Source organism: Halomonas aquatica (assembly GCF_040196335.1).
Lineage (GTDB): Bacteria > Pseudomonadota > Gammaproteobacteria > Pseudomonadales > Halomonadaceae > Halomonas > Halomonas aquatica.
Window position 1 is genome coordinate 311,248 of record NZ_JBEGCJ010000004.1, and the last position, 25,703, is coordinate 336,950.

Consider the following 25,703-nt stretch of genomic DNA (forward strand, 5'->3'; position numbering starts at 1 on the left):
CAGGCGCGCTCAACCGGCGAGCCTCAGCCAGAGCGGCAGGGTCAGCATGGCCAGCAGCGTCTGGCCGGTGATCAATGCCGCCATCAACTCGGCGTCGCCGCCCAGCTGGCGGGCCAGGATATAGGCCGAGGTGGCGGTGGGCAGGGCGGCGAAGAGCAGGGCCACGTCCCGGGTCACCGGGTCCAGGCCGAGCAGATGGGCCAATGCGAGCACCGCCGCCGGCATCAGTCCCAGCTTGATCAGGTTGGCGGCCCAGACGCCACGATCCACCCTCAGCAACGCGGTCGGACGCAGCGCCACGCCCACGGCCACCAGGCCCAGCGGCAGGGCGGCACGGCCCAGCAGCTCCATGCCCGGCTGGCTCCAGCCGGGCAGTCCGATGCCGCTGAGGTTCAGGCCGATGCCGGCCAGGCAGGCGAGGATCAGCGGGTTGCGGGTCAGGGCGGACAGGCTCTGGCCCAGGCTCGACGAGCCCAGGGTGCCGGCGGAGATGAAGGCCGCCACGCACAGCACATTGACCACCGGCACCATCAGCGCCACCGCCACGGCGGCCGTCGTGGCTCCGGCGCTGCCGTGCAGGGCGGCGGACCCGGCCACGCCGACATAGGTGTTGAAGCGCAGCGCTCCCTGGAAGGCCGAGGTGAAGGCCGGCATGGTCAACCGCAGCCGGTCGCGGGCCAGCCACAGCAGCGCCGCGAAGGCGAGTAACGCCCCCAGCAGCACCAGCGCCAGGCGAGCCACCGGCACCTCATCGACCTCGGCGGTGGCCAGGGTCGACACCAGCATGGCGGGGAAGAGCAGGACGTAGATCAGGCGCTCCATGCGGGGCCAGAAGTCGCCTCCCGGCTGGCGCCACCAGCCGAGTCCGGCACCCAGCAGGATCAGCAGGAACAGGGGCCCCAGTGCATTGCCAATGTCTTCCATGACACCTCCTCATGGTGGCCTCCCTGCGACATCCTTGCATACTTCGCCGCAGGCAAATACTGATAAGCTTACCTGCATCCTGCCATCGATGGAGGCTCCGCTCTCCGCCATGCCCCAGCGCACCCTGTCCTCGAGCGGCGCGGCACGCCTGCCATTGCTGCGCGTGCTGATCACCGTCACCCTGCTGACCCTGGCCGTGGCGCTCTGGTACCTGACCAGTTACAGCCTGCGCGACGAGGCGGAGGTACGCTGGTACCCCCCGCCGGCGGGGGCCGGCTGCGACCTTCACGTGGCTCCTTGCAGCGTGCCCCTGGGAGAGGGTGTCGAACTCAGCCTGGCGGTCGTGACGAACGGCCCCATCCGCGCCCTCCAGCGCCTGCCTCTGGAGGTGCGCGTGTCAGGGATTCTGGCCGAGTCCGTGCGGGTCGATTTCGTGGGCCGCGACATGGACATGGGGCTGCATCGGTTTCCTCTCGGGGCCAAGGGTGAAGGCATCTTCCGCGGTGAGGGGCAGGTGTCGATCTGCTCTGAGGAGATCATGCCCTGGCGAGCCAAGGTAGTGCTGGACACCCCTCGCGGGCGTCTGGGAAGCTGGTTCGACTTCGAGGTGCAGAGACGATGATGATGAACCTACGACGAATCCGGATAGGGTTGGGTGCGGTGCTGGTGATGCTGGTGGCGTTAGGCGTGGCCTTCTACCAGCAGCAGATGCAGCAGGCGAGCGGCGAGCCACGGGGCGGACCGATCGAACTGCCATCGACCGAGGGTGACTTCTCCCTGAGCCAGCTTGAGGACGACCAGCTGGCGGTGGTCTTCTTCGGCTATACCTGGTGCCCGGATGTCTGCCCGATGAGCCTCGCCGTGGTTCGGCAAGTGATGGGGCGGTTGGACCCGGAACAGCGTCGCCGGGTAGTCCCGCTGATGGTCTCGCTGGATCCCGAGCGGGATACCCTGGCTCGGCTGGAGGAGTATCTGGGGTTCTTCGGCGACGACTTCATCGGTGCCACCGCCGGCCCGGAAGCGCTCGAGGCGCTGGCCGGACGCTATGGCGTGATCTGGCGAAAGGTGGAGACCCCTGACTCCGCCATGGACTACACCATCGATCACAGCGCCTCGCTCTTCCTGGTCGACCGTGACGGCGAGATCCTTCGTCGGGTGTTGCACTCACCCACCTCGGGGCCGCTTCAGGCCGCTCTGGAGAAGGCCCTCTTGTAAGGCTGGGACATGGCAGGGGTGAGCCGGTCACCGCTCGTCGGGTGACGCCTGCAGTCGTTCGATCATGGTCATCAGCGCGCCGGTCTGGTTGCCCTGGCGGGTATCATGCATGGGGTCGAGTTGCCAGGCGCTCTCGGCGAAGCCCCACCAGTCCCAGCAGCCCTGGGGGTTGGGCAGGCTGGTTTCCGTCTGGGGATAAAGCACCACCCGCCGATTGCTGGCGGCCCAGGCATTCAGGCCGCTGTGGCGCAAGAAGGCCTCGCCGATCTGCTCGACATTCATGGCGCAGCCGTGCAGTGCCACGCTGAGATCACAGCCGCCTGCCTCGCAGCCTTCCGGCACGAACAGGTAGCCGGTGTCACCCAGCCCCCGGGCATCGAAGTCAGACTGGTCGAACGCGACCAGTCTGCCGCCAGCTTCCCCCGCCCGTGGCGAAGCGAGTTCGCCATGCAGCCAGCCCAGCGCTTCTCCGGCGATGTCCAGATCGCAGGCCAACAGGTGCGTGCCGCCGCCACTGTGACAGTCCGCGAGGCTTTGCACGGGGGTATCCGCACCTGCCGCCACCGGCCAGCCGTGGCCGGCCTCCTCGCTTTCCATGAACCTCAGCTGGTCACCGGGAGAGGCCAGCCAGCCATGAAACTGCTCGGCCAGGGCGCTTCCCAGCGAAGGGTCGACGACGTTGTCCTGGCCGCCATGCCAGACGAAGACCCTGAGGTCGTCGAGTGCTTCGGCCTCACCGACCAGACCGCGCTGGCGATAGTCGCGGTACCGGTCTGCCAGCTCCGTCGGGTCCGGCAGGCCCTTGTGTGTCCCCATGCACTGACCCAGGGCAAGCCCCAGGGAGCCACGGGCGCAGGCCCATGGGCCTGCCGACAGGACGCCCAGCCCGGTGAAACGCTCCGGCCAGGCCACCGCCAGTTGAGTGGCCATGTAGCCCCCCGAGGAGACGCCGAGCACGCTGGTGTCACCCGGGTCGACCGCGAGGCGGGGCAGGGCATCCGGGGTTGGCTGAGCGGCCAGTGGGGAGGCTAGCCCCAGCCCGACGCTCAGAGAGAGGCAGGCGGCCAGCAGGCACCGGGTGGTGTTAATCGTTGCCAGATCATTCACCGGCGATATCGAGCAGCTCGACCTTGAAGATCAGGGTCGCGTGGGGACCGATGGGGCCCTGGCCCTGAGAGCCGTAGGCGAGGTCGGAGGGAATCACAATCTCCCAGGTATCGCCCACGCTCATCAGCTGCAGGGCTTCCTGCCAGCCCTCGATGACCTGGCCGACCTGGAAGCTCACCGGCTCGCCACGCTCGTAGGAGCTGTCGAAGACGGTACCGTCGATCAGCGTACCCTCGTAGTGGACCTCGACCTTGTCGTCGGCCTCGGGAGTGGTGCCGTCGCCGGATTCCAGCTCGCGATACTGCAGGCCGGAGTCGGTGACCGTCACGCCCGCCTGCTCGGCATTCTCGGCAAGATAGGCCTCGCCCTCGGCGCGGTTGGCCTCGGTCTTCTGCTTGGCCTCGGCCTCCCGGGCGGCCATGGCCTGCTGCTGAAACGTCGTCAGTGCCTCGGCCATCTCCTGGTCGCTCATCTCCAGCTCTTCGCCCCCGAAGACGTCGCGAACCGCCTGGGTGAAGGCGTCGATATCCAGATCCGCCACATCCTGCTGGATGCTCTGGCCCAGAGTGACGCCGAGGCTGTAGCCCAGCTTCTCGTTGTCGGTTTCCGGGGCGGCCAGTGCCAGGGGGGCGGCGGTAAGGAGGGCAGCGAGAGAAGCGGTGGTCAGCAGTGTCTTCATGAAGAAACCTTGTGGTCCGGCGGCGTGGCGCCTTGGGTGAATGTCATAAGGAAAGGAGTAGCGGAATCATGGGACTCTAACAGGGCCGGGCCGGTTCCGCACCCGCAGCAAATGCGGGGGAAGCCGGCCCGGCGGGTGACGCGTCTGAGTCAGATGATCAGGGTCGGACAATGGGCGGAGCCTGCCACCCGCTGGGCGACGCTGCCTAGAAGCAGGCCCGTCTCGCCGTTGGTGCCCTGTGAGCCGATCACGATCAGGTCACACTCGCGCTTGCGGGCGAAACGCACGATGGTACGTGACGGCCTGCCCCCCTTGACGAAGGCGCGCATCTTCTCGGCCGGCACCCCGAGCTCCAGAGCCTGGGACTTGGCATGAACCGCGACCTCGGTGGCGTACTCCTTGAGCACGTCGTCGGGGAGGTCCAGCTTCTCGGGCCTCACCATGGAGAGCGAGGCCTCGAGAAGGCTGTGATGCTTGAAGACACAAAGGATGTAGAGCTCGGCACCGGTGAGCAGTTGCAGGCTCGCGGCCTTCTTCAGAGCCTTCAGTGCGCCCTTGGAACCGTCCACCGGGACCAGTATGCGATTGAACATGGTCATCGTACTCCTGAGGCCGGAAAGCGATGCTTACCTGAAAGCCAGGTCGCGAAGGAAGAGAGCGATCTGCGGGAACAGGATCAATAGTGTCGCCGCCAGGAGCAGGATCAGGATGAAGGGGGGGGTCCCCTTGATCACGTCCAGGTAGGGCCGCTTGAAGATGGCAATCGCGGTGAAGATGTCACAGCCGAAGGGCGGGGTCGCCGAGCCGATGGCCACCTGCAGGGTGATCAGGATGCCGACCAGCACCGGGTCCAGCCCCGTGGCCTCGACGGCCGGCGCGAAGATCGGTGTGAGCACCAGGATCACCACGATGGGGTCGACAAACATGCAGGCCACGAAGAAGGCGATACAGATGGCGATCAGCACGCCTGTGGGGCCGGCCTCGTTGATACCCGCGGCCTCCAGGAGCTCCTGAGGGATCTGGGCGAAGGAGATGATCCAGGAGAAGCCATTGCCCACCGCCACCAGGATGAACACCACGGCGGTGATCAGGCCGGTGGACTTGGCGATGGCGTAGATGTCGTTGATCTTCAGGGAGCGGAAGATCAGGAACTCCAGGAAGACGGCATAGAGCACACAGGCCGCCGCCGCCTCGGTGGGGCTGAAGATGCCGCCATAGATGCCGCCGACGATGATCACCGGGAAGCCCAGCGGCCAGAGTGCCAGGCGGACGGCGGAGAAGCGCTCGCCCCAGTTCGATTTCGGCTCGGTGGGGACGTTGCGCACGGTGGCGTAGATCACGCAGTAGATGGAGAACATCAGCAGTATCAACATCCCCGGACCTATCCCGGCGATGAACAGCTCGCCGATGGAGGTGCCCGAGATGACCCCGTAGATGATCATGCCGATGCTCGGCGGAATCAGGAAGGCGATGTCACTGGCGTTGATGATCAGCGCCAGGGTGAAGGAGTCGGAGTAGCCGGCCTTGAGCATCTTTGGGCGCAGGGGGGAGCCAACGGCCACCACCGTGGCCTGGGTGGAGCCCGACACCGCCCCGAACAGCGTGCAGGAAGCGGCGGTGCTGACCGCCAGGCCACCTTTCACGTGTCCGATGAAGGACATCACCATGTTGATCAGGCGCTCGGCCGACTGGCCCCGCGTCATGATGTCCGCGGCGAGGATGAACATCGGTACCGCGATCAGCGAGGCAGGCCGGATGCCGGCCATCATCTGCTGAATCAGCGTGTCCATCTGACCCAGGCCATTGAACATCATGTAGAAACCGATGACCGCCGCCGTGATCAGCGGGATCATCATGGGAAAGCCCAGCAGCAGCAGGGCGATCATGGTGGTAACCATTATTGTCGTCATCGTGCTTTCCCCCGGGCCTTCTGCCCTCCGTCAGACTTCCGTTTCCGTATCCTTGTAACCGTCGAGCACGCCGGTCGACAGGTAGACGTCCCGTGACGTCAGGTTTTTTATCGCGGTGAGCAGATACTGGATGCCGGTGATCAGGAAACCGAGCGGTGCCCAGACGTAGATGGTCCAGATCGGGAAGCCCAGCGCCGGCAGGATCCTGCCCTTGGAGTAGAGATCCAGGATGTAGATGACCGAGTAGTAGAGCAGGAAGAACATCACCAGGGAGGTGATGAACGCGATGACCACCATCAGCACCTTTCGACCCCCGACGGGCAGGGCATCGTAGATGGCCGACATGCGGATGTGGCGGCCATGTCGGGCGGCATAGCCGATGCCGGCGAAGGTGATCATGATGATCAGGATACGGTTGATCTCGCCGGAGAAGTAGATGCTGTCGCCGAACACGAAACGGGCGATGACGTTGGCGATCGTGTTGAAGGCCATCAGCAGCACGCCGAGCGCCAGGATGACCGCCTCGAGCTTGCTGATGAAGGTATCGATGGTGCCAAGAAAACCCGGCAACCCCGAGCGGTAATGCTTTTCGGACTCATCTTCGGTCATGTCCGCACTCCTCAGCATGCGATGCGGGAAAGTAGGGCTCCCAGACACTCAGCATACGCGCCGGTGCCGGGCTCTGAGGCCGGAGGCATCAACGCTGGGTGCACGCTCTGTCTGCGTCTGGAAACGAAAGGGGGGTGGCCCGGGCAGGCCACCCCCCTGTCTAGGCCGAAGCCTGTGGTGCTTACTCTGCGCTCACGGCGTCGAGGTCGGCCTTGAACTGCTCGAGCAGCTGCTTGCCACCTTCGCCGGTCATGTTGATGAACTCTTCCTCCACCTGGGGAGCACGATCCTTGAAGGCCTGGATCTGTTCATCGGTGAGGCGTGTCACGGTGACTTCGTCGGAGGCTTCCTGGATCTTGGCCAGCGCCTCATCGGCGAGCCCCTGGATGTGATCGATGGTGTGGTCGTAGGCCGCGTCGGAGGCCGCATGCACCAGATCCTGGTCTTCTTCGGAGAGACCATCGAAGAAGTCCTGGTTGGCCATCATCGCGGTGGTGAACCAGCCGTGCTTGGTGAAGGTCAGGTGCGGAGAGACCTCATAGAGACCGCCGGACTCGATCCAGAAGATCGGGTTCTCCTGGCCGTCGATGATGCCGGTCTGCAGGCCACCATAGACCTCGCCCCAGGGCAGCGGCGTCGGTGTCGCGCCGAATGCACTGTAGGTCTCCGCCAGCAGCGGGTTGGTCATGGTACGGATCTTCTTGTTCTCGAAGTCCGCCGGCGAAGTGATTGGCTCATCGGCGGTGACCACCATCTCGCCTTCCGGATACATCTGGAGCAGTTCCAGGCCCTGCTCGGCATAGAGCTCAGGGAACATCTCGTTGATGGCCTTGCTCTCGTCGAAGAACTGGAGCACCTGGCCCATGTCGGTGGGCATCAGATAGGGGATGAAGAAGATCTGTGCCTCGGGGATGAGGGCGCCCGTGAAGCCTGGAGACTGGTTGACGAACTGCAGGATGCCGTTCTGGGTCTGCTCCATGATGTCGTCGGACTCACCGAGTTCGCCGAAGCGGTAGATCTGCAGGGAATGGTCCGAGTTTTCCTCGATATAGTTCTTGAAGGCGACGGCGAATACGTCCTGCACATCGCCTTCGTACTCCTCATGGGCATAGCGCCAGTTATCGGCGAAGGCAGCGGTGGACATGCCAAACATCAGGGCGCCGATACCGGCACTAGTCAACAGCTTGTGTGACTTCATTCTTGTGTTTCCTCTTCTGGTTTGGCCCGTGATGGGGTGACTCCAACAACAGGCGTCCGGTGAACATCACATTCACGCAGTTAGTCTCAGGCTAGCGTGGCGCCTATGAGCGGTCAAGCTGGCGTTCCAGAGCCCTAAGGGCGCTAAGATGGGGTTTTTGCAGCAGTTGCAGGCGGCCAACGAGGATATCTGCCAGGCGGGGAGGAGGCGTGGGAAGTCGGCAAATCCCGCTGCCGGACAGTGCCAGCCGTTCCAGGCGAGACAGCGTCTCGCGCTCGGCCTGTAGCTCGGCCTGCTGGAGCGTGCGGCGAAGCTCGGCGACGCCCTCGTGTTCCAGGGCCTCGGGCTTCAGGGCCCGACGCAGGCGGCGCAGAGGGGCCGTGACATCCCGTTGCCAGCGGCGGGCCTCGTCTGGGCGCGCGTTGCAGGCCAGGCCATGATGATGCAGCCAGCAGTGCCATAGCAGCTCGCAGACATCGATGCCGGCCTCGTCCTGAAGCGCCAGGCAGGCTGCCTCGACCCCCTCGCGGCCGTAGAGGGCCATGGCGAACTCCCACAGCGGGGCCTGTTGCAGTCGGTCCCGCAGAGCGGAGGGCAATTCGGTAGAATCGTGGGTCATGACATGCTGTCGTCCCCGTGGGCGGCGGCCTCACAGACTGCCGAGTGGAGCCTGCATGATCGCACTGCGCCAAGTTTCCCTGCAACGCGGCACCCAGACCCTGCTGGAGGGGGCCGACCTGACCCTGCATGCCGGCCACAAGGCGGGGATCGTCGGACCCAACGGCGCGGGCAAGTCCAGCCTGTTCAAGCTGCTGCTCGGCGAGCTTTCCCCGGACAAGGGGGAGGTGGAGATGAGCGGCGGTCAGCGCATCGCCCACATGGACCAGGAGGTGGAGGCACTGGAGCGCTCCATCGTCGACTACGTGCTCGACGGCGACCGTGAGCTGCGCCGGACAGAAGCCGCCCTCGAGCGTGCCCGCGAGCGGGGCGAGGCCCATCGCGAGGCCGAGTTGCATGGGGCCATCGAGGCGCTGGACGGTTACAGCGCCCCGGCACGGGCCGCCCAGCTACTGGTAGGGCTGGGCTTCGTTCAGGCCGACCTGGATAGGCCGTTGTCGGCCTTTTCCGGCGGCTGGCGCATGCGCGTCAACCTGGCGTGTACCCTTTTCAAGCCGTCCGACCTTCTGCTGCTGGACGAGCCCACCAACCACCTGGATCTGGATGCGCTGCTGTGGCTCGAGCAGTGGCTCACTCGCTACCCCGGTACCCTGCTGCTGATCTCCCACGATCGAGACTTTCTCGATGCGGTGTGTGATCACATCGTGCACTTCGACCGTCAGACGCTGGTGCTGTACCGCGGCAACTATTCCACCTTCGAGCGGACCCGTGCCGAGAAGCTGGCCCTGCAGCAGGCGGAGGCCGCCAAGCAGCAGGCCCGCCGGGAGGAGATCGAGCGCTTCGTGGCGCGATTTCGCTACAAGGCGACCAAGGCGCGCGCCGCCCAGAGCCGGCTGAAGATGCTCGAGCGCATGGGCGACATCGCCGTGGCCCACGCCGACTCGCCCTTCCATTTCACCATTCCCTCGGCTGATCGCGCCTCCCATCCCCTGCTCGTGCTGGACGAGGCGCGGCTGGGCTATCTTGACGAGGGCGGCCGGGAGACGCCGCAGCTTGTTGACGTCAAGGTGACCCTGCTGCCGGGGCAGCGCATCGGCCTGCTGGGGCCCAACGGGGCAGGCAAGTCCACCCTGATCAAGTCGCTCACCGGCGATCTGCCGCTGCTGAACGGGAGGCGGGTGCCCGGCGAGCACCTGGCCATCGGTTATTTCGCCCAGCACCAGTTGGAGGGTCTTGACCTGGCCTCCACCCCGTTCCAGCACGTGCAGCGCCTCTCGCCCACCGCCGCGGATCTGGACATCCGCAAGTTCCTGGGGGGCTTCGGTTTCCATGGCGACGATGTCTTCGCCGAGGTGGGGCGCTTCTCCGGTGGGGAAAAGGCACGCCTGGCGCTGGCCCTGGTGGCCTGGCAGAAGCCCAACCTGCTGCTGCTGGATGAGCCCACCAACCACCTGGATCTTGAGATGCGCGAGGCGCTCACCGAGGCACTGGCAAGCTTCGAGGGCACGGTGATCATCGTCTCCCACGACCGGCACCTGCTGCGGGCCACCGTGGACGAATTCTGGCGAGTGGCCGACCATCACGTCACGCCCTTCGACGGCGACCTGGAGGACTATCGGGCCTGGCTCAAGAGCCGGCTGGAGGGGGAACGTCGCGAGGCCCGGGCCGACAAGGCCGAACGCCAGACCGAGGGTGCCGCCCCCAGGGAGGATCGCAAGGCGGCCCGCCGGGCGGCGGCGGATCTGCGCGAGAAGCTGCGCCCGTTGAAGCGCGACCGAGACCGGGCCGAGAAGGCGATGGAGAAGGTCCAGGCCGAGCTCGCCGACGTCGAGGAGGGCCTGGGGGATGCCGAACTCTATACCGACCCGGCGAGGAAGGAGGAACTCACCGAACAGCTGGGCCGCCAGGGCGAGCTGAAGTCGCGGCTGGAGGCCCTGGAGCAGGCCTGGCTCGATGCCGAGGAGGCTCTGGAGGCCATGGAGGCGGCGCTCAACGAGGCCTGAGCCCGGTGTTCAGGCCGCCGCAGCGCCGGATGTCATCCCGCGGTGCACTCGGCGCGCCGTCAGCTCTCCAGCAGGAAGGTCACTGGGCCGTCGTTGACCAGCGAGACCTGCATGTCGGCGGCGAACTCGCCGCTCTCCACCTGGCGCCAGGACGCCCTGGCGCGGTTGAGCAGGTAGTGGAAGAGGCGTTCGCCCTCGGCGGGGGGAGCGGCACGGGAGAAGCTGGGCCTCAGTCCCTTGCGGGTGTCGGCGGCCAGGGTGAACTGGGAGACCAGCAGTAGCCCTCCCTGGGCCTGCTGAACATTGAGGTTCATCTTGCCGTCCGCATCGGCGAAGACCCGATAGTGCAGTAGCTTGTGCAGCAAGCGGTCTGCCGATGCCTCGTCGTCTCCCTTCTCGACACCCACCAGTGCCAACAGGCCCGGGCCAATGGCGCCCACCTCGCGATCGCTTACCTCCACGCTTGCGCTTCGCACGCGCTGGATCAGGGCCTTCATCGGGCGGGGTCTCCTTGCTGGTGATGTCCGGGGCGGCCCAGCCTAGCATGGCGTCGACCTGGATGACGCGACCTCAGCGCCCCAGCAGGTCGTCCCGGAAGCCCTCGCCCAGCGGATCTTCTCCCAGCCAGATGCCGAAGAGCGCGCTGGCCAGCGCCGGGTCGCCGCCCGCGTAGAGGGTTTCGCCATTCAAGGCGAGGGTCACGGCGTCTCCATCCCAGCCTAGGGCGTAGCGGTCACCGGGCGAGACGTCGCGGTAGCGTTCGTTGAAGGCCTCCAGGTTCGGCGCTAGACGAGCAAACTCGTCGCGGGGCAGGGCCTGCTCGACGCGTTCGCGGGTGACCTTGGCGAAGTCGCCGGCCTCGATGCCATGGAAGTACTCCAGCTCGAGGCGTCGCGGCACATCCGACTGCGGGGCAGGAACGGGATAGCCGACGGCCTGATAATAGGCGCCGGCATAGGCATCCCAGATCATGTAGCGGAAGAGGCCATGGCCGATGCGTTCGTAGCGGCGCTCGTCGACTTCCAGGGTGGCGGAGAAGCGGGCGCCCTCGATCTCTACGGATTCGACGGACTGGGCGGCCGATGGCAAGGCGGTAGCGAGCAGGGCGGTCGCCAGGGCTATTGGCAGCAGGGCACCGCGGATACAGGGCAGGGACATGGTGGACCTCACGCGACGGGGAGTAGTCCGTACAGACACTCAAACCGCGTCAAGGTTCTGTATAGATTCCAGGGGCTCAGCATGGGTGAACCCGGGAGAGGGCGCAAGGCGAGTGGTCTACCACCAGGCGTGGAAGTGATGCACCGGGCCGTGCCCCTGACCCACGTCGAGTCGATGGCTCTGGTCGAGCGCCCGAGACAGCCACGCCTTGGCGGCGGTCACCGCATCGGGCAGGGTGTCGCCCAGGGCCAGGCGCGCGGTGATCGCCGAGGAGAGAGTGCAGCCGGTGCCGTGCAGGTTGCCGGTGTCGATGCGCGGCCCTTCCAGCCACCTGAGGCGCTCGCCCGTGATCAGCAGGTCGGGGCACGCCTCGCCCCTCAGGTGGCCGCCCTTGAGCAGCACGGCCCCGGCGCTCAAGGCTCGCAGTGCAGGGGCCATCGCCTCCATGCCACCGCGGTCTTGCGGTACCGGGCGGTCGAGCAACACGGCCGCTTCCGGCAGGTTCGGGGTAATCAGATCGGCCAGTGGCACCAGGCAATCGCGCACCGCGGCGATGCCGGCGTCGTCGACCAGGGTGTCGCCGCTCTTGGCCACCATCACCGGGTCGAGTACTACCCAGCGCGGACGCCTGGCGGCCAGTGCATCCCGGATCACCTCGGCGACCTGGCGGCTGGCCACCATGCCGACCTTCACCGCGTCGATGTCGATATCGTCGAGCAGGGTGTCGAGCTGGGCGCCGATGAAGTCGGCGGGCACAGGATGCACGCCGGCGACGCCGCGAGTGTTCTGGGCCGTCAGGGCGGTGATCACGCTGGTACCATAGCTGCCCAGGGCCGAGAAGGTCTTGAGGTCGGCCTGGATGCCGGCGCCGCCGCCGGGGTCGGAACCGGCAATGGTCAGGGAGTTGGGTATGAGACGGGGGTGGGCCATCATCGTCACGTCATTGCGGTCGAAGGTGGCCGACAGCCTACTGCAGGCAGGGGGGGCGGTGCCATGCTGATGCTCTTCCTGGTGGCGTTGGCCAGCGCCACCCTGCTGCCAGGCGGCTCCGAGGTGTGGCTGGCGCGGCTCTGGTGCCAGGGGGAGTCATGGTGGCTGCTCTGGACCGTGGCCAGTGTCGGCAACACCCTGGGGAGTCTGGTCAACGTGGGGCTGGGTCGCTATGCGCGCCATTTCGAGAAAAGGCGCTGGTTTCCCGTCTCTCGCCAGGGGCTGGCGCGTGCCGAGGGCTGGTACCTCCGTTTCGGCGAGTGGAGCCTGCTGGCCTCCTGGGTGCCGGTGGTCGGCGACCCGCTCACCGTGCTGGCCGGGATCCTGCGGCTGCCCTGGTGGCGGGCCACGTTGCTGATCGCCCTGGCCAAGAGCGCGCGCTATGCCCTGGTCCTGTGTCTGGCCGGCGCCTGGCTGGCCCCACTGTGCGCCTGAAACGACAAGGGGCCGCCCGAAGGCGGCCCCTGTCAACACGGTACCGGCGAGATCACTCGCTGGTGGTGTCGCCCTCCGGGTTGCGGGCGTTGTAGTAGGCCTGCTCGGAGATGGCGTGATAGTTCACGACCTTGTCCTGGAAGGCCTCATAGGAGTCGTAGATCTTCTTGGCCATCTCGCTGGACTCGGCGAGCTCGGCGACCACATCGGCGGAGTGCTCCTTGGCCTGAGCCAGCACGTCGGCAGGCAGGCGGCGAAGTTCCACGTCGTGCTCGTTGACCAGGGTCTCGAGGGCGTCGTTGTTGCGCGCGGTGTACTCGTCGAGCACGTCGGCATTCACGTCACGCACCGCAGTGCGCACGATCGCCTGCAGGTCGGCGGGTAGAGAGGCCATGGCCTCCTCGTTGACGATCGCCTCGAACATCACGGTCGGCTCGTGCCAGCCGGGGTAGTAGTAGTAGTCGGCGGCCTGATGCAGGCCGAAGGCCAGATCGTTGTAGGGGCCGATCCACTCGGTGGCGTCGATGGCGCCGGACTGCAGGGAGGTGAAGATCTCTCCGCCCGGCATGTTGACGATGGCCACCCCCATGCGGTTCATCACCTCGCCGCCGAGGCCCGGCATGCGCATCTTCAGGCCATCCAGGTCATCGACGGAGTTGATCTCCTTGTTGTACCAGCCGCCCATCTGTACGCCGGAGGCGCCGGCGGCCATGACATCGATGCCGAAGTCGTCATATAGCTCGTTCCACAGCGCCAGGCCGTCTCCGTAATGCAGCCAGGCGTTCATTTCCTGGGCGTTCATGCCGAAAGGCACGGCGGCGAAGAACTGAGCGGCCGGGGCCTTGCCCTTCCAGTAGTAGGAAGCGGAGTGGCCCATCTCGGCGGTGCCCTCGGAGACGGCATCGAAGACCTCGAAGCCCGGCACCAGTTGGCCGGCCCCGAAGACCTCGATGGTCAGGCGGCCGTCGGACATCTCATCGACCAGCTTGGCGAGGCGCTCGGGCCCCTGGCCCACCCCTGGAAAGTTCTTCGGCCAGGAGGTGACCATCTTCCACTCGAAGGTCTCCTGCGCCTGGGCGGTGTTGTCGACGCTGGAGATCAGCATCAGGCCGGATGCGGCCCCGGCCATGGCCACGGACATGGTGAGAGATCTGAGTTTCATGCAATTCCTCTCGTTGTGTTATGAGAATAGGTATCGAGAAGCCCCTCTGGGCAGTTGGCTTGCCAAGGGGCTGGGCGTGCCCGCCTTGAACGGCGCTCGATGACGCCGGATCAGGGCAGGGGCACTGTAGCGAACCAGGCCCTCCCGGTCGCTAACTCTCAGTCCACGCTCTGCCTCAGGCAGAGCACCACCCGGGGAGGGCGCGGGCGGGGGTGGCTAGAACTGTGCCGGCAGCCAGGTGGCGAGCCCCGGGAAGAAGGCCAGAGCCAACAGCATGGCCAGCTGCAGCGCGATGAACGGCATGACGCCCTTGTAGATTGCCGAGGTGGGCACCGACTCCGGCGCCACGCCCCGCAGGTAGAAGAGTGCGAAGCCGAAGGGCGGTGTCAGGAACGAGGTCTGCAGGTTGATGGCGATCATGATGCCCAGCCAGATGGGGTCGAGGCCCATGGCCAGCAGGATCGGACCTACGATGGGCACCACCACGAAGGTGATCTCGATGAAGTCGAGGATGAAGCCGAGCAGGAAGATCACCAGCATCACGATCAGCGTCGCTCCGACCACGCCCCCGGGCATGTTATCGAACAGGTGGGTGACCAGCTCCTCGCCGCCATAGGCACGGAACACCAGCGAGAAGAGCGCGGCACCGATCAGGATCAGGAAGACCATGGTGGTGACATTGGTCGTGGAGCGCAGCACCTCCTTGAGGGTGGTGAGGTCCAGGCGCCGGTAGGCCAGGGCCAGCACCAGGGCACCGAAGGCCCCCACGGCCGAGGCCTCGGTCGGGGTAGCGAAGCCGCCGAGGATAGAGCCCAGCACCACCACGATCAGCACGATGGGCGGCACCAGCCCCTTGAGCAGCAGCAGGCCTAGGCCGCCCTCGTGGCCGAGTTCTTCCATCAGTTCCCGGCGGTCGACGGCCGGCGCGGCGCTGGGCTTGAGCCAGGCGGTGATGGCGACATAGGCAATATAGAACACCACCAGCAACAGGCCGGGCACCAGGGCGCCCATGAAGAGGTCACCCACCGAGACCGTCTTGGGGCTGAAGATACCCATGGAAAGCTGTGCCTGCTGGTAGGCGGAGGAGAGCACGTCACCGAGCAGTACCAGGGCGATGGACGGTGGGATGATCTGCCCCAGGGTGCCCGTGGCGCAGATGGTGCCGGTGGCCAGGGGCATGCTGTAGCCGCGCTTGAGCATGGTAGGCAGCGACATCAGCCCCATGGTCACCACGGTGGCGCCGACGATGCCGGTAGAGGCCGCCAGCAGCATCCCGACCAGGGTCACCGAGATGCCGAGCCCGCCGCGCAGCGAGCCGAACAGCAGAGCCATGGCCTCGAGCAGAGTCTCAGCGACCTTCGACTTCTCCAGCAGCACGCCCATCAGCACGAACAGCGGCACCGCCAGAAGGGTCTGGTTGGTCATGATGCCGTAGAGGCGGTTGGGAAAGGCGCCCAGGTAACCGGCATCGAAGTTGGCATCGATGCCCAGGGTCTCGAGCCCCAGGCCGAGGCCCGCGAAGGCCAGGGCCGTGCCGGCCAGCGACAGGGCGACCGGGTAACCGGCCATCAGCACCATGCAGATGACGACGAAGAGGACCAGCGGCATGAACTCCAGCATCACAGGTGCTCCTCATGGGCTTCGTCTTCATGGGCCGCGGCGATGCGACCGGTCAGCACGTAGAGGTTCTTCACGGCCTCGACCAGGGCCTGCAGGATCATCAGGCCGGCAAACAGCGGGATCAGCGTCTTGAGCAGGAAGACGCCGGGGATGCCGCCGGAGTCAGGAGAGCCCTCGAGGATCACCCAGGACTTGCTCACATAGCCAGTGCTGGACAGGATCACGAAGATCATTACCGGCAGCAGCAGGAAGAGAGTGCCGCAGAGGTCGACCAGTGCCTTGCGCTTCGGCGTCATGGCTCGATAGAAGATGTCCACACGCACATGGCCGTCGTGCTTGAGTGTCCAGGCCGCGGCCAGCATGAACACCGCGGCGTGCATGTACATCACCGATTCCTGCATGGGGATGCTGTTGAAGCTGAAGATGTAACGCAGCACCACGATCAGGAACTGGATGAGCATCATGGCCAGGACCAGCCAGGAGAGGCTTCGGCCTAGCCGTTCCGAGGCGCTGTCGAGCCAGGCGATGACGCCCGGCAGCTCGCGGGATTGGGCCATGGGATTGGTCTCGTTGTATCAGTCTGGACGTTTTTGAGGGGGCATATGATCGCATACTCTCGGACCTGCCGCCCACTCCTCCTGACCCTGGCTATTAAGGTCTGGGCTATACGGTATGGGGCCGGTACTCGTCAGGGTTGCTTTCGCTCGACCTCGCGCCGGCCGGCGCCCAGGCAGGCATCCAGGCAGGCATCCAGGCAGGCATCGGGCAGCCGCACGTCCACGGCGATGGGCAGGTGATCCGAGAAGAGGTGTTCGAGCACCCGCACCTCGTCCGCCTTTAGGGAATCTGACAGCAGGATGTGATCCAGGGCCCGGCGGGGCTGCCAGGAGGGGTAGCTGAGGGGAGGGCGAACCGGGTTTAGCGGCAGGGAGGAGCGAAAGCGCTCGTGTCCGTGTAGCTGGTCCGGCGTGCAGTTGAGGTCACCCATCACCACCACATGGCGCAGGGGGCGTATGATCTCGCTGAGGTAGTCGAGCTGTCGCACCCGGCCACGATGGCTCAGCGCCAGGTGGGCGACGAACAGGTGAAAGGCGTCGGGCCCCTCGCCATAGCGGGCATGGATGGCGCCGCGACCGGGCAGGGTGCCCGGCAGGCGATGCTCCTCGATACTGGCCGGTGTCAGCCGCGACAGCAGCCCGTTGCTGTGCTGGGCGATGCGGCCCAGATTGCGGTTGAGCTGCTGGAAGTGGTGGGGAAAGCCGGCATGGGTGGCGAGGTACTCCACCTGGTTGACATGGCCCGAGCGGAAGCTCCCTCCGTCGGCCTCCTGGAGCCCGACGATGTCGAAGCGGCCGAGCACTTCACCGATCATGTCCAGGCGTCGCAGGCGTTTCGGGTGCGGCAGCAGGTGCTGCCAGCTGCGCGTCAGGTAATGATGGTAGGCCGAGGTCTGTATGCCCACCTGCAGGTTGAAGGTGAGCAGTTTCAGGTGGCCGCCGTCGAGCAGCCGTGTCCGTGCCTCGGCCAGTTGGGTCATCTCAGTCAGCGCGCTCCTCGCGAACCTTCTCGACCAGCGCCCCGGCGATCTGTGGCATGTTGTCGAGGCTACCGGCCGTGCTCGGCGACACCAGGTAGCGGCCGTCGACGATCAGTGCCGGCACGCCCATCAGCTGCATCTGGCGCATGCGGGCATGGGCCTGGTTCACCTTGCCCTTCACCCCGAAGGAGCCCAGCGCCGCCAGGGCCTCTTCCTCGCTGACGCCATACTCGCTGAAGAAGGCGGCGATATCGTCGGGTGCCGTCAGGCTACGATTCTCCTCGTGGATGGCGTGGAAAAAGTCATCATGGAGGTCGTCGAGGATGCCCAGCTGCTGGGCCGCATAGAAGGCGAAGGCATGCGTGTTCCAGTCGCCGCCCATGGTGGCTGGCATTCGCTGGAAGGCCACGCCCTCCGGTTGCTCGGCGACCCAGGCGTTGAGTGGGTCTTCCAGGTTGTAGCAGTGCGGGCAGCCGTACCAGAAGGCCTCGGTCACCTCGATGTGTCCGTCATCGACCTGGGTCTCCACCGGGTTATCGAGCAACGTGTAATGCTGGCCTTCGACAAGGGGGGCGGCCGATACCAGGGATGACAGGCCGAGGCCGGCCAGGGCTACCATCAGGGTCTTCAGCATATGGGATCTCCTTGGGTGCAACAGCTTGAATGAAACATGATCCGGGTGCCGGCGGGCGGCACATCGCTGGGTTTGATGTCCCACTGGTGGCCGGGTTCCCCGGAAATGCCGAGGGCGGCCAAAGGCCGCCCTCGGGGTCCCGGGTTGCGACAGGCTGTCTGGGCTCAGTGCAGGCCGCGCACGTAGTTGGCCACGGCGTTCATGTCGCCATCGCTCATCTTGCTGGCGATGTCGCGCATGATGGCGGCCGGGTCGTTGGCCCGCTCGCCGGCGGCGAAGGCCTGCAGAGTGGAGACCACATAGTCGCTCTTCTGGCCCGAGAGGGCCGGATAGACCGCGCTGCCGATGCCCTCACCGGTAGGCGTGTGGCAGGCCGCGCAGGCCGGGATGCCCTTGGCCATGTCACCGGCACGGTAGAGCTGGCGACCACGCTCGACCAGTGCCTCGTCGGCGTCGGCCTGGCCCAGGGCGGGATCCATCCCGGCGAAGTACTTGGCCACGTCCCAGGCATCCTGGTCGGAGTAGTTGTCCACCTGGCCGGCCATCTGCGCCACCATGCGGTTGCCGTCGCGGATGTCCATGATCTGCTTGGCCAGGTAGGACGTCTTTTGGCCGGCCAGGTTGGGGAAGATGCCGGATGGGCTGATGCCCTCCTGTCCATGACAGGCGGCGCAGGCCTGCGCCTTGTCCCGACCCGCTGCCGCATCGGCATCCGCTTGAAGGTCCGCATGGGCCATGCCGACCGCGCCCATGGTGATTGCCAGGCTTGCCAGTAGCTTTCTCATCGCTGTTCCACTATCCCGTTACGTTGTTGGCCGGTACGTACCCCGAGTGCTGCCCGGGCTTGGTCCGGGTGCCCTGTGGCCGGTCGTCGCCGACGCCCTCTGGTCGGTCGCTGGCGGCCGGAGCACGGTGGTATACTCGTGCGCCCCGGGTCGCAGACAAAGACACTGCATTATAACGGAACACCCCAGCCGCGGGAATGCAAGCCGTGGCGCCCTTGATCAACGTCAGGATTTCCTCGCCATGTCGCGACTCAACTATCAGACTTCCCGCTTCCTCACCAGCGCCCCGACCCTGGCCAAGTGCCCACCGGATGACGGTGCCGAGGTGGCCTTTGCCGGCCGATCCAATGCCGGAAAGTCCAGTGCCATCAATGCATTGACCCAGCAGAAGGCGTTGGCCCGTACCTCCAAGACCCCGGGGCGTACCCAGCTGATCAACTTCTTCGTGCTGGGCGAGGATGCCGACCATCGGCTGGTCGATCTGCCTGGTTATGGATATGCCAAGGTGCCGGAGCAGGTCAAGCTGGAGTGGCAACGCCATCTCTCCGACTACCTTCGGCGTCGTGGCTCGTTGCGTGGCCTGGTGCTGGTGATGGATGTTCGCCATCCCCTCTCGGAGTTCGACCAGACCCTGCTGGGCTGGGCCGACGAGTCGGACATGCCGGTGCATATCCTGCTGACCAAGGCCGACAAGCTTAAGAGCGGGGCGGCGAAGAGCGCCCTTCAGCAGGTGCGCTCGCGGCTCCGCGAGTGGGAAGACCTGGTGAGCATCCAGCTTTTTTCTGCCCTCAAGAAACAGGGCGTCGAGGAGGTGCATGAGCGTCTCGATCAATGGCTGCTCGATGAGCGGGAGCCCGCCGGCGACTGACTAGCGCGCCTCCAGCCTTTCCAGCAAGGCCGGCAGCTCCCGAACATGGCCCAGGCGATGAACGCCCTCTGGCAACTCGCCGGCAGCGGGCGTGTCCGGGGCGATCCAGGCGGCCCGCATGCCCAGGCGCAGTGCCGGTAGTACATCCTCCTGCCACGAATCCCCCACATGAAGCGCCCGAGAAGGCGCCGTCTCGAGGCGGGCCAGGGCGGCCAGGAAGGGGCGAGCATCCGGCTTGGGGGCCTGAATCTCTCCTGCGGCGATGGTCACCCGGAAGTGGCGGTGAAGCGCCAGGCGATGCACCGCCAGGTTGCCATTGGTGATGGCCCCCAGCCGATAGCGGCCGCCGAGCCCCTCGAGCAGTGGCTCGACTTCGGGGTGTGGCGAGACGTCGAGACGCAGCGCATGGAAACGCGACATGGTGGCGGGTGCCCAGAGCCAGGCGGCGCTGCGCGGGAGTCCGAATGCCGTCAGCAGCTCCACCAGGGCGCGTTCCCGCAGCCAGCTGAAGTCGCCACGCCGCAGCGGGTATCGTTCGGCCAGTCGGCGGCGAGCGGCCTGGTAGGCCGCCAGGGGGTAGCGGTCCGCGAAGCGCCCGAGTTGCGTCGTTCCACGGCGGGTCAGCCATGACGCCAGTGCCTCGTCGAGCCAGGCATAGTGGCCGGTCTCGGTACGCTCCATCACCCCGCGGTTGTCCCACAGGGTGTCGTCCAGATCGAAGGTGATCGCCCGCAGGCTCATGACGACTCGCCGTCGTCGCTGCGGCGACGGTGGGCCCGTGGGTGGGCGGCGTCATAGCTCGCCGCCAGATGCTGCCAGTCGAGTCGCGTGTAGACCTGGGTGGTGGCGAGATCCGCATGGCCCAGCAGTTCCTGCACTGCCCGCAGGTCCTGGCTCGACTCCAGCAGGTGGCTGGCGAAGGAGTGACGCAGCCGGTGCGGATGGAGATGCTCGGCGAGCCCGCGGGTCTTCGCCAGCTCGGCGAGGCGCAGCTGGATGGCACGATGCCCCAGTCGCACCCCGCGGACCCCCACGAACAGCGCCCGCGTGTCACGGTCGGCCAGCTGGCCGCGCACGGCCTGCCAGTCGTCCAGGGCCTGGCGGGCCCGACGGCCCACGGGCACCTGGCGGGGCTTGCCGCCCTTGCCGAGCACCCTGACCCGCTGCGGCTGGAGGTCCCCGAGGTCCAGTGCCGCCAGTTCGGCCAAGCGCAGTCCGCTGGAGTAGAAGAGTTCCAGCATCGCCTGGTCGCGGCGTGCCAGGGGCGAGCCATCGTGGGGGGTATCGAGGAAGCGGGCCAGCTGGTCCACGTCCAGCGGCCGTGGCAGGTGCCGGGGTTGGCGTGGAGCGTGCACCAGGGTCGCCGGGTTGTGGGCCAGTCGCCCCGCGTCCACCAGGTGGGCGGCGAAGCGCGAGATGGCCGCCCGCCGCCGGGCCAGGCTGCGCGGCGCCAGCCCGCGCATGCGCTCGCCGCCGAGGAAGCGGCGCAGCAGGGCGGCATCGAGGCGGGCCCAGTCGTCAATGGCCTCTGCCTCGAGGAAGGCCCTCAGGGCCGAGAGGTCGCGTCGGTAGGCGTCCGCCGTGGCCGGGCTGGCAGTCCGCGCCAGGCTGGCGAGAAAGGCCTCGACCTCGCGGTCCAGCGTGCGTCCGGTCACGGCGAGGAGGGCGCCCGGCTGACCAGCAGGCGTGCCACCACCTCGCCCACGTACTCGGTGAACAGGGTATCCATGCTGGCGCGGAAGTGGTCCGGGTCGGGGCTGGCCAGTACCAGGTAGCCCAGCGGTTCACCCAGGGTCAGCCGCGACAGCGCGCAGGAGCCGGCCTTGCTGGGCGCCGGGACGTGGGGCAAGAGACGCTTCCAGTCCGTGGGGGTCAGTCGCGTGCAGCGGCTGGGGCGACCATCTAGCAGGGCCGCGAGACGCTGTCCGGCGTGGTCGTCGAGTATCTGACGCGGCGCCTGGGGCGGCATGGGTTCGGCGTCGGTGAGGCTGGCCGGGCACCACATCGCCACCGCCGGGGTGTGGAAGTGCTCACTCATCTGTGTGGCCAGCGCCTGGCCCAGGGCGTCGTTGTCCTCGGCCTCGAGCAGCGCGAGGACGAGCTCGCGGGTGCGGCGATACTGGCCCTCGTTGTGGCGCGCCGATTCCAGCAGCTGCTCCAGGCGCCATTCGGCCTGCTCGGCGCGAGAGCGCAGGTCATGGACCAGGCGCTCCAGCAGCGAGGTGGCGCCGCGGGACTCGGGGTGGGGAACCTTCAGCTGCTGCAGCAGCCCCTCGCGTCCGACGAAGAAGTCAGGGTGACAGGCCAGCCACTGGGCCACCCGGTCGGGGTCGAGGGTCTTGCGCGGGTCTGGGGCGGCACCGGTCATGGGGCTTCTCCTTTGTGGCGAGGGCGACTCAGTTCAGGACGACGCGGCCGTCGAAGACGCGTTCGGCGGGACCGGTCATGCTCAGCGGGGCATCGCCGCCGGCCCACTCGATGCGCAGGTCGCCGCCGCGCAGATGCACGGTGACAGGGCTCTCCAGCAGCCCCTGGCGGATGCCGCTGGCCACGGCCGCACAGGCGCCGGTGCCGCAGGCCAGGGTCTCGCCGCTGCCCCTTTCGTAGACGCGCAGGCGGATCTCGTGTCGGGACACCACCTGCATGAAACCGGCGTTGACCCGTTTCGGGAAGCGCGGATGGGCCTCGATGGCCGGACCCAGCCGCTCGACGGGGGCGCTGTCAACGTCCTCTACCCGCAGCACGGCATGGGGGTTGCCCATGGAGACCACGCCCACCTCCAGCCGCTCCCCGTCCACGTCCAGTGCATGGAGGACCCGGTCCTCGGCGGCGTCGAAGGGCAGCGTCTCGGGGGTGAATCGCGGCGCACCCATGTCGACGCTGACCTGTCCGTCGTTCTCGACCGTCAGGGTCAGCGGGCCGCCGGCGGTCTCGACGTGGATCTCGTGCTTGTGAGTCAGTCGCTGGTCTCGCACGAAGCGGGCAAAGCAGCGCGCGCCGTTGCCGCAGTTCTCCACCTCGCTGCCGTCGGCGTTGTAGATCCGGTAGCGGAAATCCATTTCCGGGTCCCGGGGCGGTTCGACGACCAGCAACTGGTCGAAGCCGATGCCGAAGCGACGATCGGCCAGGCGGCGGATCTCGTCGTCGACGAGGCGCGCCCGCTGGGTGACCAGGTCGACCACCATGAAGTCGTTGCCGAGACCCTGCATCTTGGTGAAGTGCAGCAGCATCAGCGGCTCCCCCCCTCGTCTTCGGGGAGCAGGGCTTCGCCGGCCCACAGTTCCTCCAGGCGCTCGCGGCGACGCACCAGATGGGCCCGGTCGCCGTCCACCATCACCTCGGCGGGACGCGGGCGGCTGTTATAGTTCGAGGCCATCACGAAGCCGTACGCCCCGGCGGAGCGCACCGCGAGGAGGTCGTCGGCGGCGATGGCCAGGGCGCGGTCCTTGCCCAGGAAGTCGCCGGTCTCGCAGACCGGGCCGACCACGTCATAGGTGGCGGTATCACGGGGCTTGCGCGTGTCCACCGGCAGGATGGCCTGCCAGGCCTGATAGAGGGAGGGACGGATCAGGTCGTTCATTCCGGCATCGACGATGGCGAAGTTCCTGGTCTCGCCGGGCTTGAGGAACTCGACCCGGGTCAGCAGCACCCCGGCGTTGGCGGCGATGGAGCGACCCGGCTCGAAGAGCAGGGTGAGGCGCTCGCTGCCCGGCCACTTCGACAGACGCTCGAGCAGGGCGGTGGCGTAGTCGAAGGGAGACGGGGGGTGCTCGTTGCGGTAGGGCACCCCCAGGCCGCCGCCCAGGTCCAGGTGCTCGACCTCGATGCCGCACTCGCGCAGGCGCTCGAGCAGCACCAGCAGTCGGTCGAGGGCGTCGAGGAACGGCGAGATCTCGGTGAGCTGGGAGCCGATGTGGCAGTCAAGGCCAACCACCTTCAGGTGAGGCAGTTCGGTAGCCAGTTCGTAGGCGGCCAGTGCCTCGTCCACGGGGATGCCGAACTTGTTGTCCTTGAGCCCGGTGGAGATGTAGGGGTGGGTGCCCGCGTCGACGTCCGGATTGACCCGCAGCGATACCGGCGCCACCTTGCCGAGCCGCCCCGCCACCGCATCGAGACGTTCCAGCTCGGGGCGCGATTCCACGTTGAAGCACTTGATGCCCACTTCCAGAGCGCGGGCCATCTCGGCCTCCTGCTTGGCCACACCGGAGAAGACCACCCGGGCGGGGTCTCCACCAGCGGCGAGGACGCGCTCCAGCTCCCCCACGGAGACGATGTCGAAGCCGGAGCCCATCCTCGCCAGCAGTCCCAGCACCGCCAGGTTGGTGTTGGCCTTGACCGCGTAGCAGATCAGGTGCGGGTGGCTGCCCAGCGCCTCGGTGTAGGCGCGAAAGTGACGAGCCAGGGTCGCCCGTGAGTAGACATAGCAGGGCGTGCCGAACTGCTCGGCGACTCGGCTAAGCGGCACGTCCTCGCCGTAGAGGACGCCGTCGCGGTATTCGAAGTGGTCCATGCTAGCTCTCGTCGTCGCTGGCGGTGTCGTCGTCCTGCCGGGGCGCACCATCATCCGGCGTCGCCTGCTGGCCGGCAGGGTCATAGCGCTCGGCGGCCGCCTCATCGCCGGGCAGGTAGAGCGGGCCCTTCTGGCCGCAGCCGGCCAGCAGGACAAGACCGAGCGCCAGGGTGGCGGGGAGGAGCCGTCGCATCAGGCCTGGCCCTCCAGGCTTGCCAGTGCATCACGCGCCCGTTGGGCCGCGGCCCGCACCTGGTCCGGGGCGGTGCCGCCGATGTGGTTGCGCGCGGCCACCGAGCCCTCGAGGGTGAGCACCTCGAAGACATCCGCCTCGATGGTGTCCGAGAACTGCCGGAGCTCCTCGAGGCTCATCTCGGAGAGGTCCTTCTTCTCCCTGAGGCCGAAGGCCACGGACTGGCCGACGATCTCGTGGGCGTCGCGGAAGGCCACTCCCTTGCGCACCAGGTAGTCGGCCAGATCGGTGGCGGTCGAGAAACCACGACGGGCGGCCTCTGCCATGCCTGGCTTCTTCGATTCGATGGCCGGCGCCATGTCGGCGAAGGCGCGCAGGCAGCCCTTGACGGTGTCCAGGGTGTCGAACAGCGGCTCCTTGTCCTCCTGGTTGTCCTTGTTGTAGGCCAGCGGCTGTGACTTCATCAGGGTCAGCAGACCCATCAGGTGGCCATAGACGCGGCCGGTCTTGCCACGCACCAGCTCCGGCACGTCGGGATTCTTCTTCTGTGGCATGATCGAGGAGCCGGTGCAGAAGCGATCGGGCAGGTCGATGAAGTCGAACTGGGCGCTGGTCCAGAGCACCAGCTCCTCGCTCATCCGCGACAGATGCATCAGCAGGATGCTGGCGAAGGCGGTGAACTCGATGGCGAAGTCCCGGTCACTCACCGCGTCGAGGCTGTTCTCGGCGGGCCGCTCGAAGCCCAGCAGCTCGGCGGTGACGTGACGGTCGATGGGGTAGGTGGTGCCGGCCAGGGCGGCCGCCCCCAGCGGCATCACGTTGACCCGCTTGCGGCAGTCGAGCAGGCGCTCATGGTCGCGGGCCAGCATCTCCTGCCAGGCCAGCAGATGATGGCCGAAGGTCACCGGCTGGGCGGTCTGCAGGTGAGTGAAGCCGGGCATGATGGTGTCGGCCTCGCGGTCGGCCAGCGTGATCAGCCCCTCGCGAAGGCGCGACAGCTCGGCGGCGACCACGTCGATCTCGTCACGCAGAAAGAGGCGGATGTCGGTGGCCACCTGGTCGTTGCGGGAGCGGCCGGTATGCAGCTTCTTGCCGGTGATGCCGATCTTGTCGGTGAGCCGCGCCTCGATGTTCATGTGCACGTCTTCCAGGGCGACCGACCATTCGAACTCCCCACGCTCGATCTCGCCGCGGATCTCGCCCAGGCCCTCAATGATGGCATCGCGCTCCGCGTCGGTCAGCACGCCGACCCTGGCCAGCATGGTGGCGTGGGCGACGGAGCCCTGGATGTCGTGGAGGGCGAGGCGCTGGTCGAAGTCGACCGAGGCGGTGAAGCGTTCGACGAAGGCGTCGGTGGGCTCGCTGAAGCGGCCCCCCCAGGACTGATTGGTGCCGGGGTTGGAAGGACTCGGGCTCATCGGACTGGGCATCCTGCTTGACGATAGGGGTGGGTGACGACCGGCGGACCGGCCGCAGCCCCGCCGGGGCGGTGCTGTCTTCACATGGCGGAAAGTGTACCAGAGTCCGCCGGACTGGCGAGGGCCGGCA

The 25,703-nt window shown here is 66.8% G+C and carries 29 protein-coding genes; 5 read left to right on the plus strand and 24 right to left on the minus strand.

Translation table 11 applies throughout. The annotated features are described in order from the left end of the window. Window positions 1–9: 9 nt before the first annotated feature. The gene (locus ABE960_RS10465) at window positions 10–924 is read right to left on the minus strand and encodes an AEC family transporter (RefSeq protein WP_349762204.1); all 915 of its coding nucleotides are present in this window, start codon (window positions 922–924) and stop codon (window positions 10–12) included. A 109-nt stretch (window positions 925–1,033) separates the two neighbouring features. Between ABE960_RS10465 and ABE960_RS10470 the strand changes: the two genes are divergently transcribed. Then, complete coding sequence (locus ABE960_RS10470; RefSeq protein WP_349762205.1) at window positions 1,034–1,546, plus strand: hypothetical protein; 513 nt, start codon at window positions 1,034–1,036, stop codon at window positions 1,544–1,546. Between the two features lie 2 nt (window positions 1,547–1,548). Continuing rightward, window positions 1,549–2,139 carry an SCO family protein gene (locus tag ABE960_RS10475; protein ID WP_349762206.1) on the plus strand — a complete coding sequence of 197 codons (591 nt, stop codon included), beginning with the start codon at window positions 1,549–1,551 and terminating at the stop codon, window positions 2,137–2,139. Between the two features lie 27 nt (window positions 2,140–2,166). On the opposite strand, the gene ABE960_RS10480 is transcribed toward ABE960_RS10475, so the two are convergent. From ABE960_RS10480 to ABE960_RS10510, 7 genes are all read right to left on the minus strand, one after another. Next, entirely contained in the window at window positions 2,167–3,246 is a 1,080-nt protein-coding gene (locus ABE960_RS10480; RefSeq protein WP_349762207.1) for a poly(3-hydroxybutyrate) depolymerase, read from the minus strand. Then, complete coding sequence (gene bamJ, locus ABE960_RS10485; protein WP_349762208.1) at window positions 3,239–3,925, minus strand: BamJ family beta-barrel-assembly machinery protein; 687 nt, start codon at window positions 3,923–3,925, stop codon at window positions 3,239–3,241. The genes ABE960_RS10480 and bamJ overlap by 8 nt, the downstream gene beginning before the upstream one ends. Before the next feature lie 149 nt (window positions 3,926–4,074). Then, window positions 4,075–4,518: a universal stress protein gene (locus tag ABE960_RS10490; RefSeq protein WP_349762209.1), complete on the minus strand. Its 444-nt coding sequence runs from the start codon at window positions 4,516–4,518 to the stop codon at window positions 4,075–4,077. Between the two features lie 33 nt (window positions 4,519–4,551). After that, window positions 4,552–5,835, minus strand: coding sequence for a TRAP transporter large permease (locus ABE960_RS10495; RefSeq protein WP_349762210.1), 1,284 nt, complete (start codon window positions 5,833–5,835; stop codon window positions 4,552–4,554). 30 nt (window positions 5,836–5,865) lie between these two features. Beyond that, window positions 5,866–6,444, minus strand: a complete 579-nt coding sequence (locus tag ABE960_RS10500; protein ID WP_349762211.1) for a TRAP transporter small permease — start codon at window positions 6,442–6,444, stop codon at window positions 5,866–5,868. 181 nt (window positions 6,445–6,625) lie between these two features. Then, complete coding sequence (locus tag ABE960_RS10505) at window positions 6,626–7,642, minus strand: TRAP transporter substrate-binding protein (protein WP_349762212.1); 1,017 nt, start codon at window positions 7,640–7,642, stop codon at window positions 6,626–6,628. 103 nt (window positions 7,643–7,745) lie between these two features. After that, on the minus strand, window positions 7,746–8,261 hold the full coding sequence (locus ABE960_RS10510; RefSeq protein WP_349762213.1) for a TIGR02444 family protein: 516 nt from the start codon (window positions 8,259–8,261) through the stop codon (window positions 7,746–7,748). Window positions 8,262–8,316: 55 nt separating this feature from the next. On the opposite strand from ABE960_RS10510, the gene ABE960_RS10515 reads away from it, so the two are divergent. Continuing rightward, window positions 8,317–10,263, plus strand: coding sequence for an ABC-F family ATP-binding cassette domain-containing protein (locus tag ABE960_RS10515; protein WP_349762214.1), 1,947 nt, complete (start codon window positions 8,317–8,319; stop codon window positions 10,261–10,263). Window positions 10,264–10,322: 59 nt separating this feature from the next. Here ABE960_RS10515 and dtd read toward each other — a convergent pair whose 3' ends face one another. The 3 genes from dtd to thiD all read right to left on the minus strand — a co-directional run bounded on the left by dtd (window position 10,323) and on the right by thiD (window position 12,354). Further along, entirely contained in the window at window positions 10,323–10,760 is a 438-nt protein-coding gene (gene dtd / locus ABE960_RS10520) for a D-aminoacyl-tRNA deacylase (RefSeq protein ID WP_349762216.1), read from the minus strand. A gap of 73 nt (window positions 10,761–10,833) precedes the next feature. Then, on the minus strand, window positions 10,834–11,421 hold the full coding sequence (locus ABE960_RS10525) for a chalcone isomerase family protein (RefSeq protein WP_349762217.1): 588 nt from the start codon (window positions 11,419–11,421) through the stop codon (window positions 10,834–10,836). Between the two features lie 117 nt (window positions 11,422–11,538). After that, window positions 11,539–12,354 (minus strand): bifunctional hydroxymethylpyrimidine kinase/phosphomethylpyrimidine kinase, encoded by an 816-nt coding sequence (thiD, locus tag ABE960_RS10530; RefSeq protein ID WP_349762218.1) that lies wholly within the window; start codon window positions 12,352–12,354, stop codon window positions 11,539–11,541. A gap of 60 nt (window positions 12,355–12,414) precedes the next feature. Between thiD and ABE960_RS10535 the strand changes: the two genes are divergently transcribed. Continuing rightward, window positions 12,415–12,846, plus strand: coding sequence for a YqaA family protein (locus tag ABE960_RS10535; RefSeq protein ID WP_349762219.1), 432 nt, complete (start codon window positions 12,415–12,417; stop codon window positions 12,844–12,846). A gap of 52 nt (window positions 12,847–12,898) precedes the next feature. On the opposite strand, the gene ABE960_RS10540 is transcribed toward ABE960_RS10535, so the two are convergent. From ABE960_RS10540 to ABE960_RS10565, 6 genes are all read right to left on the minus strand, one after another. Beyond that, window positions 12,899–14,008 (minus strand): TRAP transporter substrate-binding protein, encoded by a 1,110-nt coding sequence (locus ABE960_RS10540; protein ID WP_349762220.1) that lies wholly within the window; start codon window positions 14,006–14,008, stop codon window positions 12,899–12,901. 216 nt (window positions 14,009–14,224) lie between these two features. Continuing rightward, window positions 14,225–15,628, minus strand: coding sequence for a TRAP transporter large permease (locus ABE960_RS10545; protein ID WP_349762221.1), 1,404 nt, complete (start codon window positions 15,626–15,628; stop codon window positions 14,225–14,227). Beyond that, window positions 15,628–16,185: a TRAP transporter small permease subunit gene (locus ABE960_RS10550; RefSeq protein ID WP_349762222.1), complete on the minus strand. Its 558-nt coding sequence runs from the start codon at window positions 16,183–16,185 to the stop codon at window positions 15,628–15,630. The genes ABE960_RS10545 and ABE960_RS10550 overlap by 1 nt, the downstream gene beginning before the upstream one ends. A gap of 131 nt (window positions 16,186–16,316) precedes the next feature. Further along, the gene (locus ABE960_RS10555) at window positions 16,317–17,165 is read right to left on the minus strand and encodes an endonuclease/exonuclease/phosphatase family protein (RefSeq protein WP_349762223.1); all 849 of its coding nucleotides are present in this window, start codon (window positions 17,163–17,165) and stop codon (window positions 16,317–16,319) included. Window position 17,166: 1 nt separating this feature from the next. Then, complete coding sequence (locus ABE960_RS10560; RefSeq protein WP_349762224.1) at window positions 17,167–17,799, minus strand: thiol:disulfide interchange protein DsbA/DsbL; 633 nt, start codon at window positions 17,797–17,799, stop codon at window positions 17,167–17,169. A 164-nt stretch (window positions 17,800–17,963) separates the two neighbouring features. Continuing rightward, on the minus strand, window positions 17,964–18,584 hold the full coding sequence (locus tag ABE960_RS10565) for a c-type cytochrome (RefSeq protein WP_349762225.1): 621 nt from the start codon (window positions 18,582–18,584) through the stop codon (window positions 17,964–17,966). 241 nt (window positions 18,585–18,825) lie between these two features. Between ABE960_RS10565 and yihA the strand changes: the two genes are divergently transcribed. Then, window positions 18,826–19,452, plus strand: coding sequence for a ribosome biogenesis GTP-binding protein YihA/YsxC (gene yihA, locus ABE960_RS10570; protein ID WP_349762226.1), 627 nt, complete (start codon window positions 18,826–18,828; stop codon window positions 19,450–19,452). On the opposite strand, the gene ABE960_RS10575 is transcribed toward yihA, so the two are convergent. The 7 genes from ABE960_RS10575 to argH are packed head-to-tail and all read right to left on the minus strand — an operon-like array spanning window position 19,453 to window position 25,573. Continuing rightward, window positions 19,453–20,193: an HAD family hydrolase gene (locus ABE960_RS10575; protein WP_349762227.1), complete on the minus strand. Its 741-nt coding sequence runs from the start codon at window positions 20,191–20,193 to the stop codon at window positions 19,453–19,455. Continuing rightward, the gene (locus tag ABE960_RS10580; protein ID WP_349762228.1) at window positions 20,190–21,107 is read right to left on the minus strand and encodes a tyrosine recombinase XerC; all 918 of its coding nucleotides are present in this window, start codon (window positions 21,105–21,107) and stop codon (window positions 20,190–20,192) included. Before ABE960_RS10580 ends, ABE960_RS10575 begins: the two co-directional genes overlap by 4 nt. Then, complete coding sequence (locus tag ABE960_RS10585; RefSeq protein WP_349762229.1) at window positions 21,104–21,820, minus strand: DUF484 family protein; 717 nt, start codon at window positions 21,818–21,820, stop codon at window positions 21,104–21,106. The genes ABE960_RS10580 and ABE960_RS10585 overlap by 4 nt, the downstream gene beginning before the upstream one ends. Window positions 21,821–21,848: 28 nt before the next feature. Then, window positions 21,849–22,682, minus strand: coding sequence for a diaminopimelate epimerase (gene dapF, locus ABE960_RS10590; protein WP_349762230.1), 834 nt, complete (start codon window positions 22,680–22,682; stop codon window positions 21,849–21,851). Further along, a complete protein-coding gene (lysA, locus tag ABE960_RS10595; RefSeq protein ID WP_349762231.1) occupies window positions 22,682–23,962 on the minus strand; it encodes a diaminopimelate decarboxylase in 1,281 nt (426 codons plus the stop codon). Before lysA ends, dapF begins: the two co-directional genes overlap by 1 nt. Window position 23,963: 1 nt before the next feature. Further along, window positions 23,964–24,155 (minus strand): LPS translocon maturation chaperone LptM, encoded by a 192-nt coding sequence (gene lptM, locus ABE960_RS10600; RefSeq protein ID WP_349762232.1) that lies wholly within the window; start codon window positions 24,153–24,155, stop codon window positions 23,964–23,966. Further along, window positions 24,155–25,573: an argininosuccinate lyase gene (gene argH, locus ABE960_RS10605; protein WP_349762234.1), complete on the minus strand. Its 1,419-nt coding sequence runs from the start codon at window positions 25,571–25,573 to the stop codon at window positions 24,155–24,157. Before argH ends, lptM begins: the two co-directional genes overlap by 1 nt. Between the last annotated feature and the right edge of the window lie 130 nt (window positions 25,574–25,703).

What these genes read in the sequence shown, in the direction of transcription:
- ABE960_RS10465 (WP_349762204.1), bottom strand. Translation starts at nt 924, where the DNA reads ATGGAAGACATTGGCAATGCACTGGGGCCCCTGTTCCTGCTGATCCTG.
- ABE960_RS10470 (WP_349762205.1), top strand. Translation starts at nt 1,034, where the DNA reads ATGCCCCAGCGCACCCTGTCCTCGAGCGGCGCGGCACGCCTGCCATTG.
- ABE960_RS10475 (WP_349762206.1), top strand. Translation starts at nt 1,549, where the DNA reads ATGAACCTACGACGAATCCGGATAGGGTTGGGTGCGGTGCTGGTGATG.
- bamJ (WP_349762208.1), bottom strand. Translation starts at nt 3,925, where the DNA reads ATGAAGACACTGCTGACCACCGCTTCTCTCGCTGCCCTCCTTACCGCC.
- ABE960_RS10490 (WP_349762209.1), bottom strand. Translation starts at nt 4,518, where the DNA reads ATGTTCAATCGCATACTGGTCCCGGTGGACGGTTCCAAGGGCGCACTG.
- ABE960_RS10495 (WP_349762210.1), bottom strand. Translation starts at nt 5,835, where the DNA reads ATGACGACAATAATGGTTACCACCATGATCGCCCTGCTGCTGCTGGGC.
- ABE960_RS10500 (WP_349762211.1), bottom strand. Translation starts at nt 6,444, where the DNA reads ATGACCGAAGATGAGTCCGAAAAGCATTACCGCTCGGGGTTGCCGGGT.
- ABE960_RS10505 (WP_349762212.1), bottom strand. Translation starts at nt 7,642, where the DNA reads ATGAAGTCACACAAGCTGTTGACTAGTGCCGGTATCGGCGCCCTGATG.
- ABE960_RS10510 (WP_349762213.1), bottom strand. Translation starts at nt 8,261, where the DNA reads ATGACCCACGATTCTACCGAATTGCCCTCCGCTCTGCGGGACCGACTG.
- ABE960_RS10515 (WP_349762214.1), top strand. Translation starts at nt 8,317, where the DNA reads ATGATCGCACTGCGCCAAGTTTCCCTGCAACGCGGCACCCAGACCCTG.
- dtd (WP_349762216.1), bottom strand. Translation starts at nt 10,760, where the DNA reads ATGAAGGCCCTGATCCAGCGCGTGCGAAGCGCAAGCGTGGAGGTAAGC.
- ABE960_RS10525 (WP_349762217.1), bottom strand. Translation starts at nt 11,421, where the DNA reads ATGTCCCTGCCCTGTATCCGCGGTGCCCTGCTGCCAATAGCCCTGGCG.
- thiD (WP_349762218.1), bottom strand. Translation starts at nt 12,354, where the DNA reads ATGATGGCCCACCCCCGTCTCATACCCAACTCCCTGACCATTGCCGGT.
- ABE960_RS10535 (WP_349762219.1), top strand. Translation starts at nt 12,415, where the DNA reads ATGCTGATGCTCTTCCTGGTGGCGTTGGCCAGCGCCACCCTGCTGCCA.
- ABE960_RS10540 (WP_349762220.1), bottom strand. Translation starts at nt 14,008, where the DNA reads ATGAAACTCAGATCTCTCACCATGTCCGTGGCCATGGCCGGGGCCGCA.
- ABE960_RS10545 (WP_349762221.1), bottom strand. Translation starts at nt 15,628, where the DNA reads ATGCTGGAGTTCATGCCGCTGGTCCTCTTCGTCGTCATCTGCATGGTG.
- ABE960_RS10550 (WP_349762222.1), bottom strand. Translation starts at nt 16,185, where the DNA reads ATGGCCCAATCCCGCGAGCTGCCGGGCGTCATCGCCTGGCTCGACAGC.
- ABE960_RS10555 (WP_349762223.1), bottom strand. Translation starts at nt 17,165, where the DNA reads ATGACCCAACTGGCCGAGGCACGGACACGGCTGCTCGACGGCGGCCAC.
- ABE960_RS10560 (WP_349762224.1), bottom strand. Translation starts at nt 17,799, where the DNA reads ATGCTGAAGACCCTGATGGTAGCCCTGGCCGGCCTCGGCCTGTCATCC.
- ABE960_RS10565 (WP_349762225.1), bottom strand. Translation starts at nt 18,584, where the DNA reads ATGAGAAAGCTACTGGCAAGCCTGGCAATCACCATGGGCGCGGTCGGC.
- yihA (WP_349762226.1), top strand. Translation starts at nt 18,826, where the DNA reads ATGTCGCGACTCAACTATCAGACTTCCCGCTTCCTCACCAGCGCCCCG.
- ABE960_RS10575 (WP_349762227.1), bottom strand. Translation starts at nt 20,193, where the DNA reads ATGAGCCTGCGGGCGATCACCTTCGATCTGGACGACACCCTGTGGGAC.
- ABE960_RS10585 (WP_349762229.1), bottom strand. Translation starts at nt 21,820, where the DNA reads ATGACCGGTGCCGCCCCAGACCCGCGCAAGACCCTCGACCCCGACCGG.
- dapF (WP_349762230.1), bottom strand. Translation starts at nt 22,682, where the DNA reads ATGCTGCTGCACTTCACCAAGATGCAGGGTCTCGGCAACGACTTCATG.
- lysA (WP_349762231.1), bottom strand. Translation starts at nt 23,962, where the DNA reads ATGGACCACTTCGAATACCGCGACGGCGTCCTCTACGGCGAGGACGTG.
- lptM (WP_349762232.1), bottom strand. Translation starts at nt 24,155, where the DNA reads ATGCGACGGCTCCTCCCCGCCACCCTGGCGCTCGGTCTTGTCCTGCTG.
- argH (WP_349762234.1), bottom strand. Translation starts at nt 25,573, where the DNA reads ATGAGCCCGAGTCCTTCCAACCCCGGCACCAATCAGTCCTGGGGGGGC.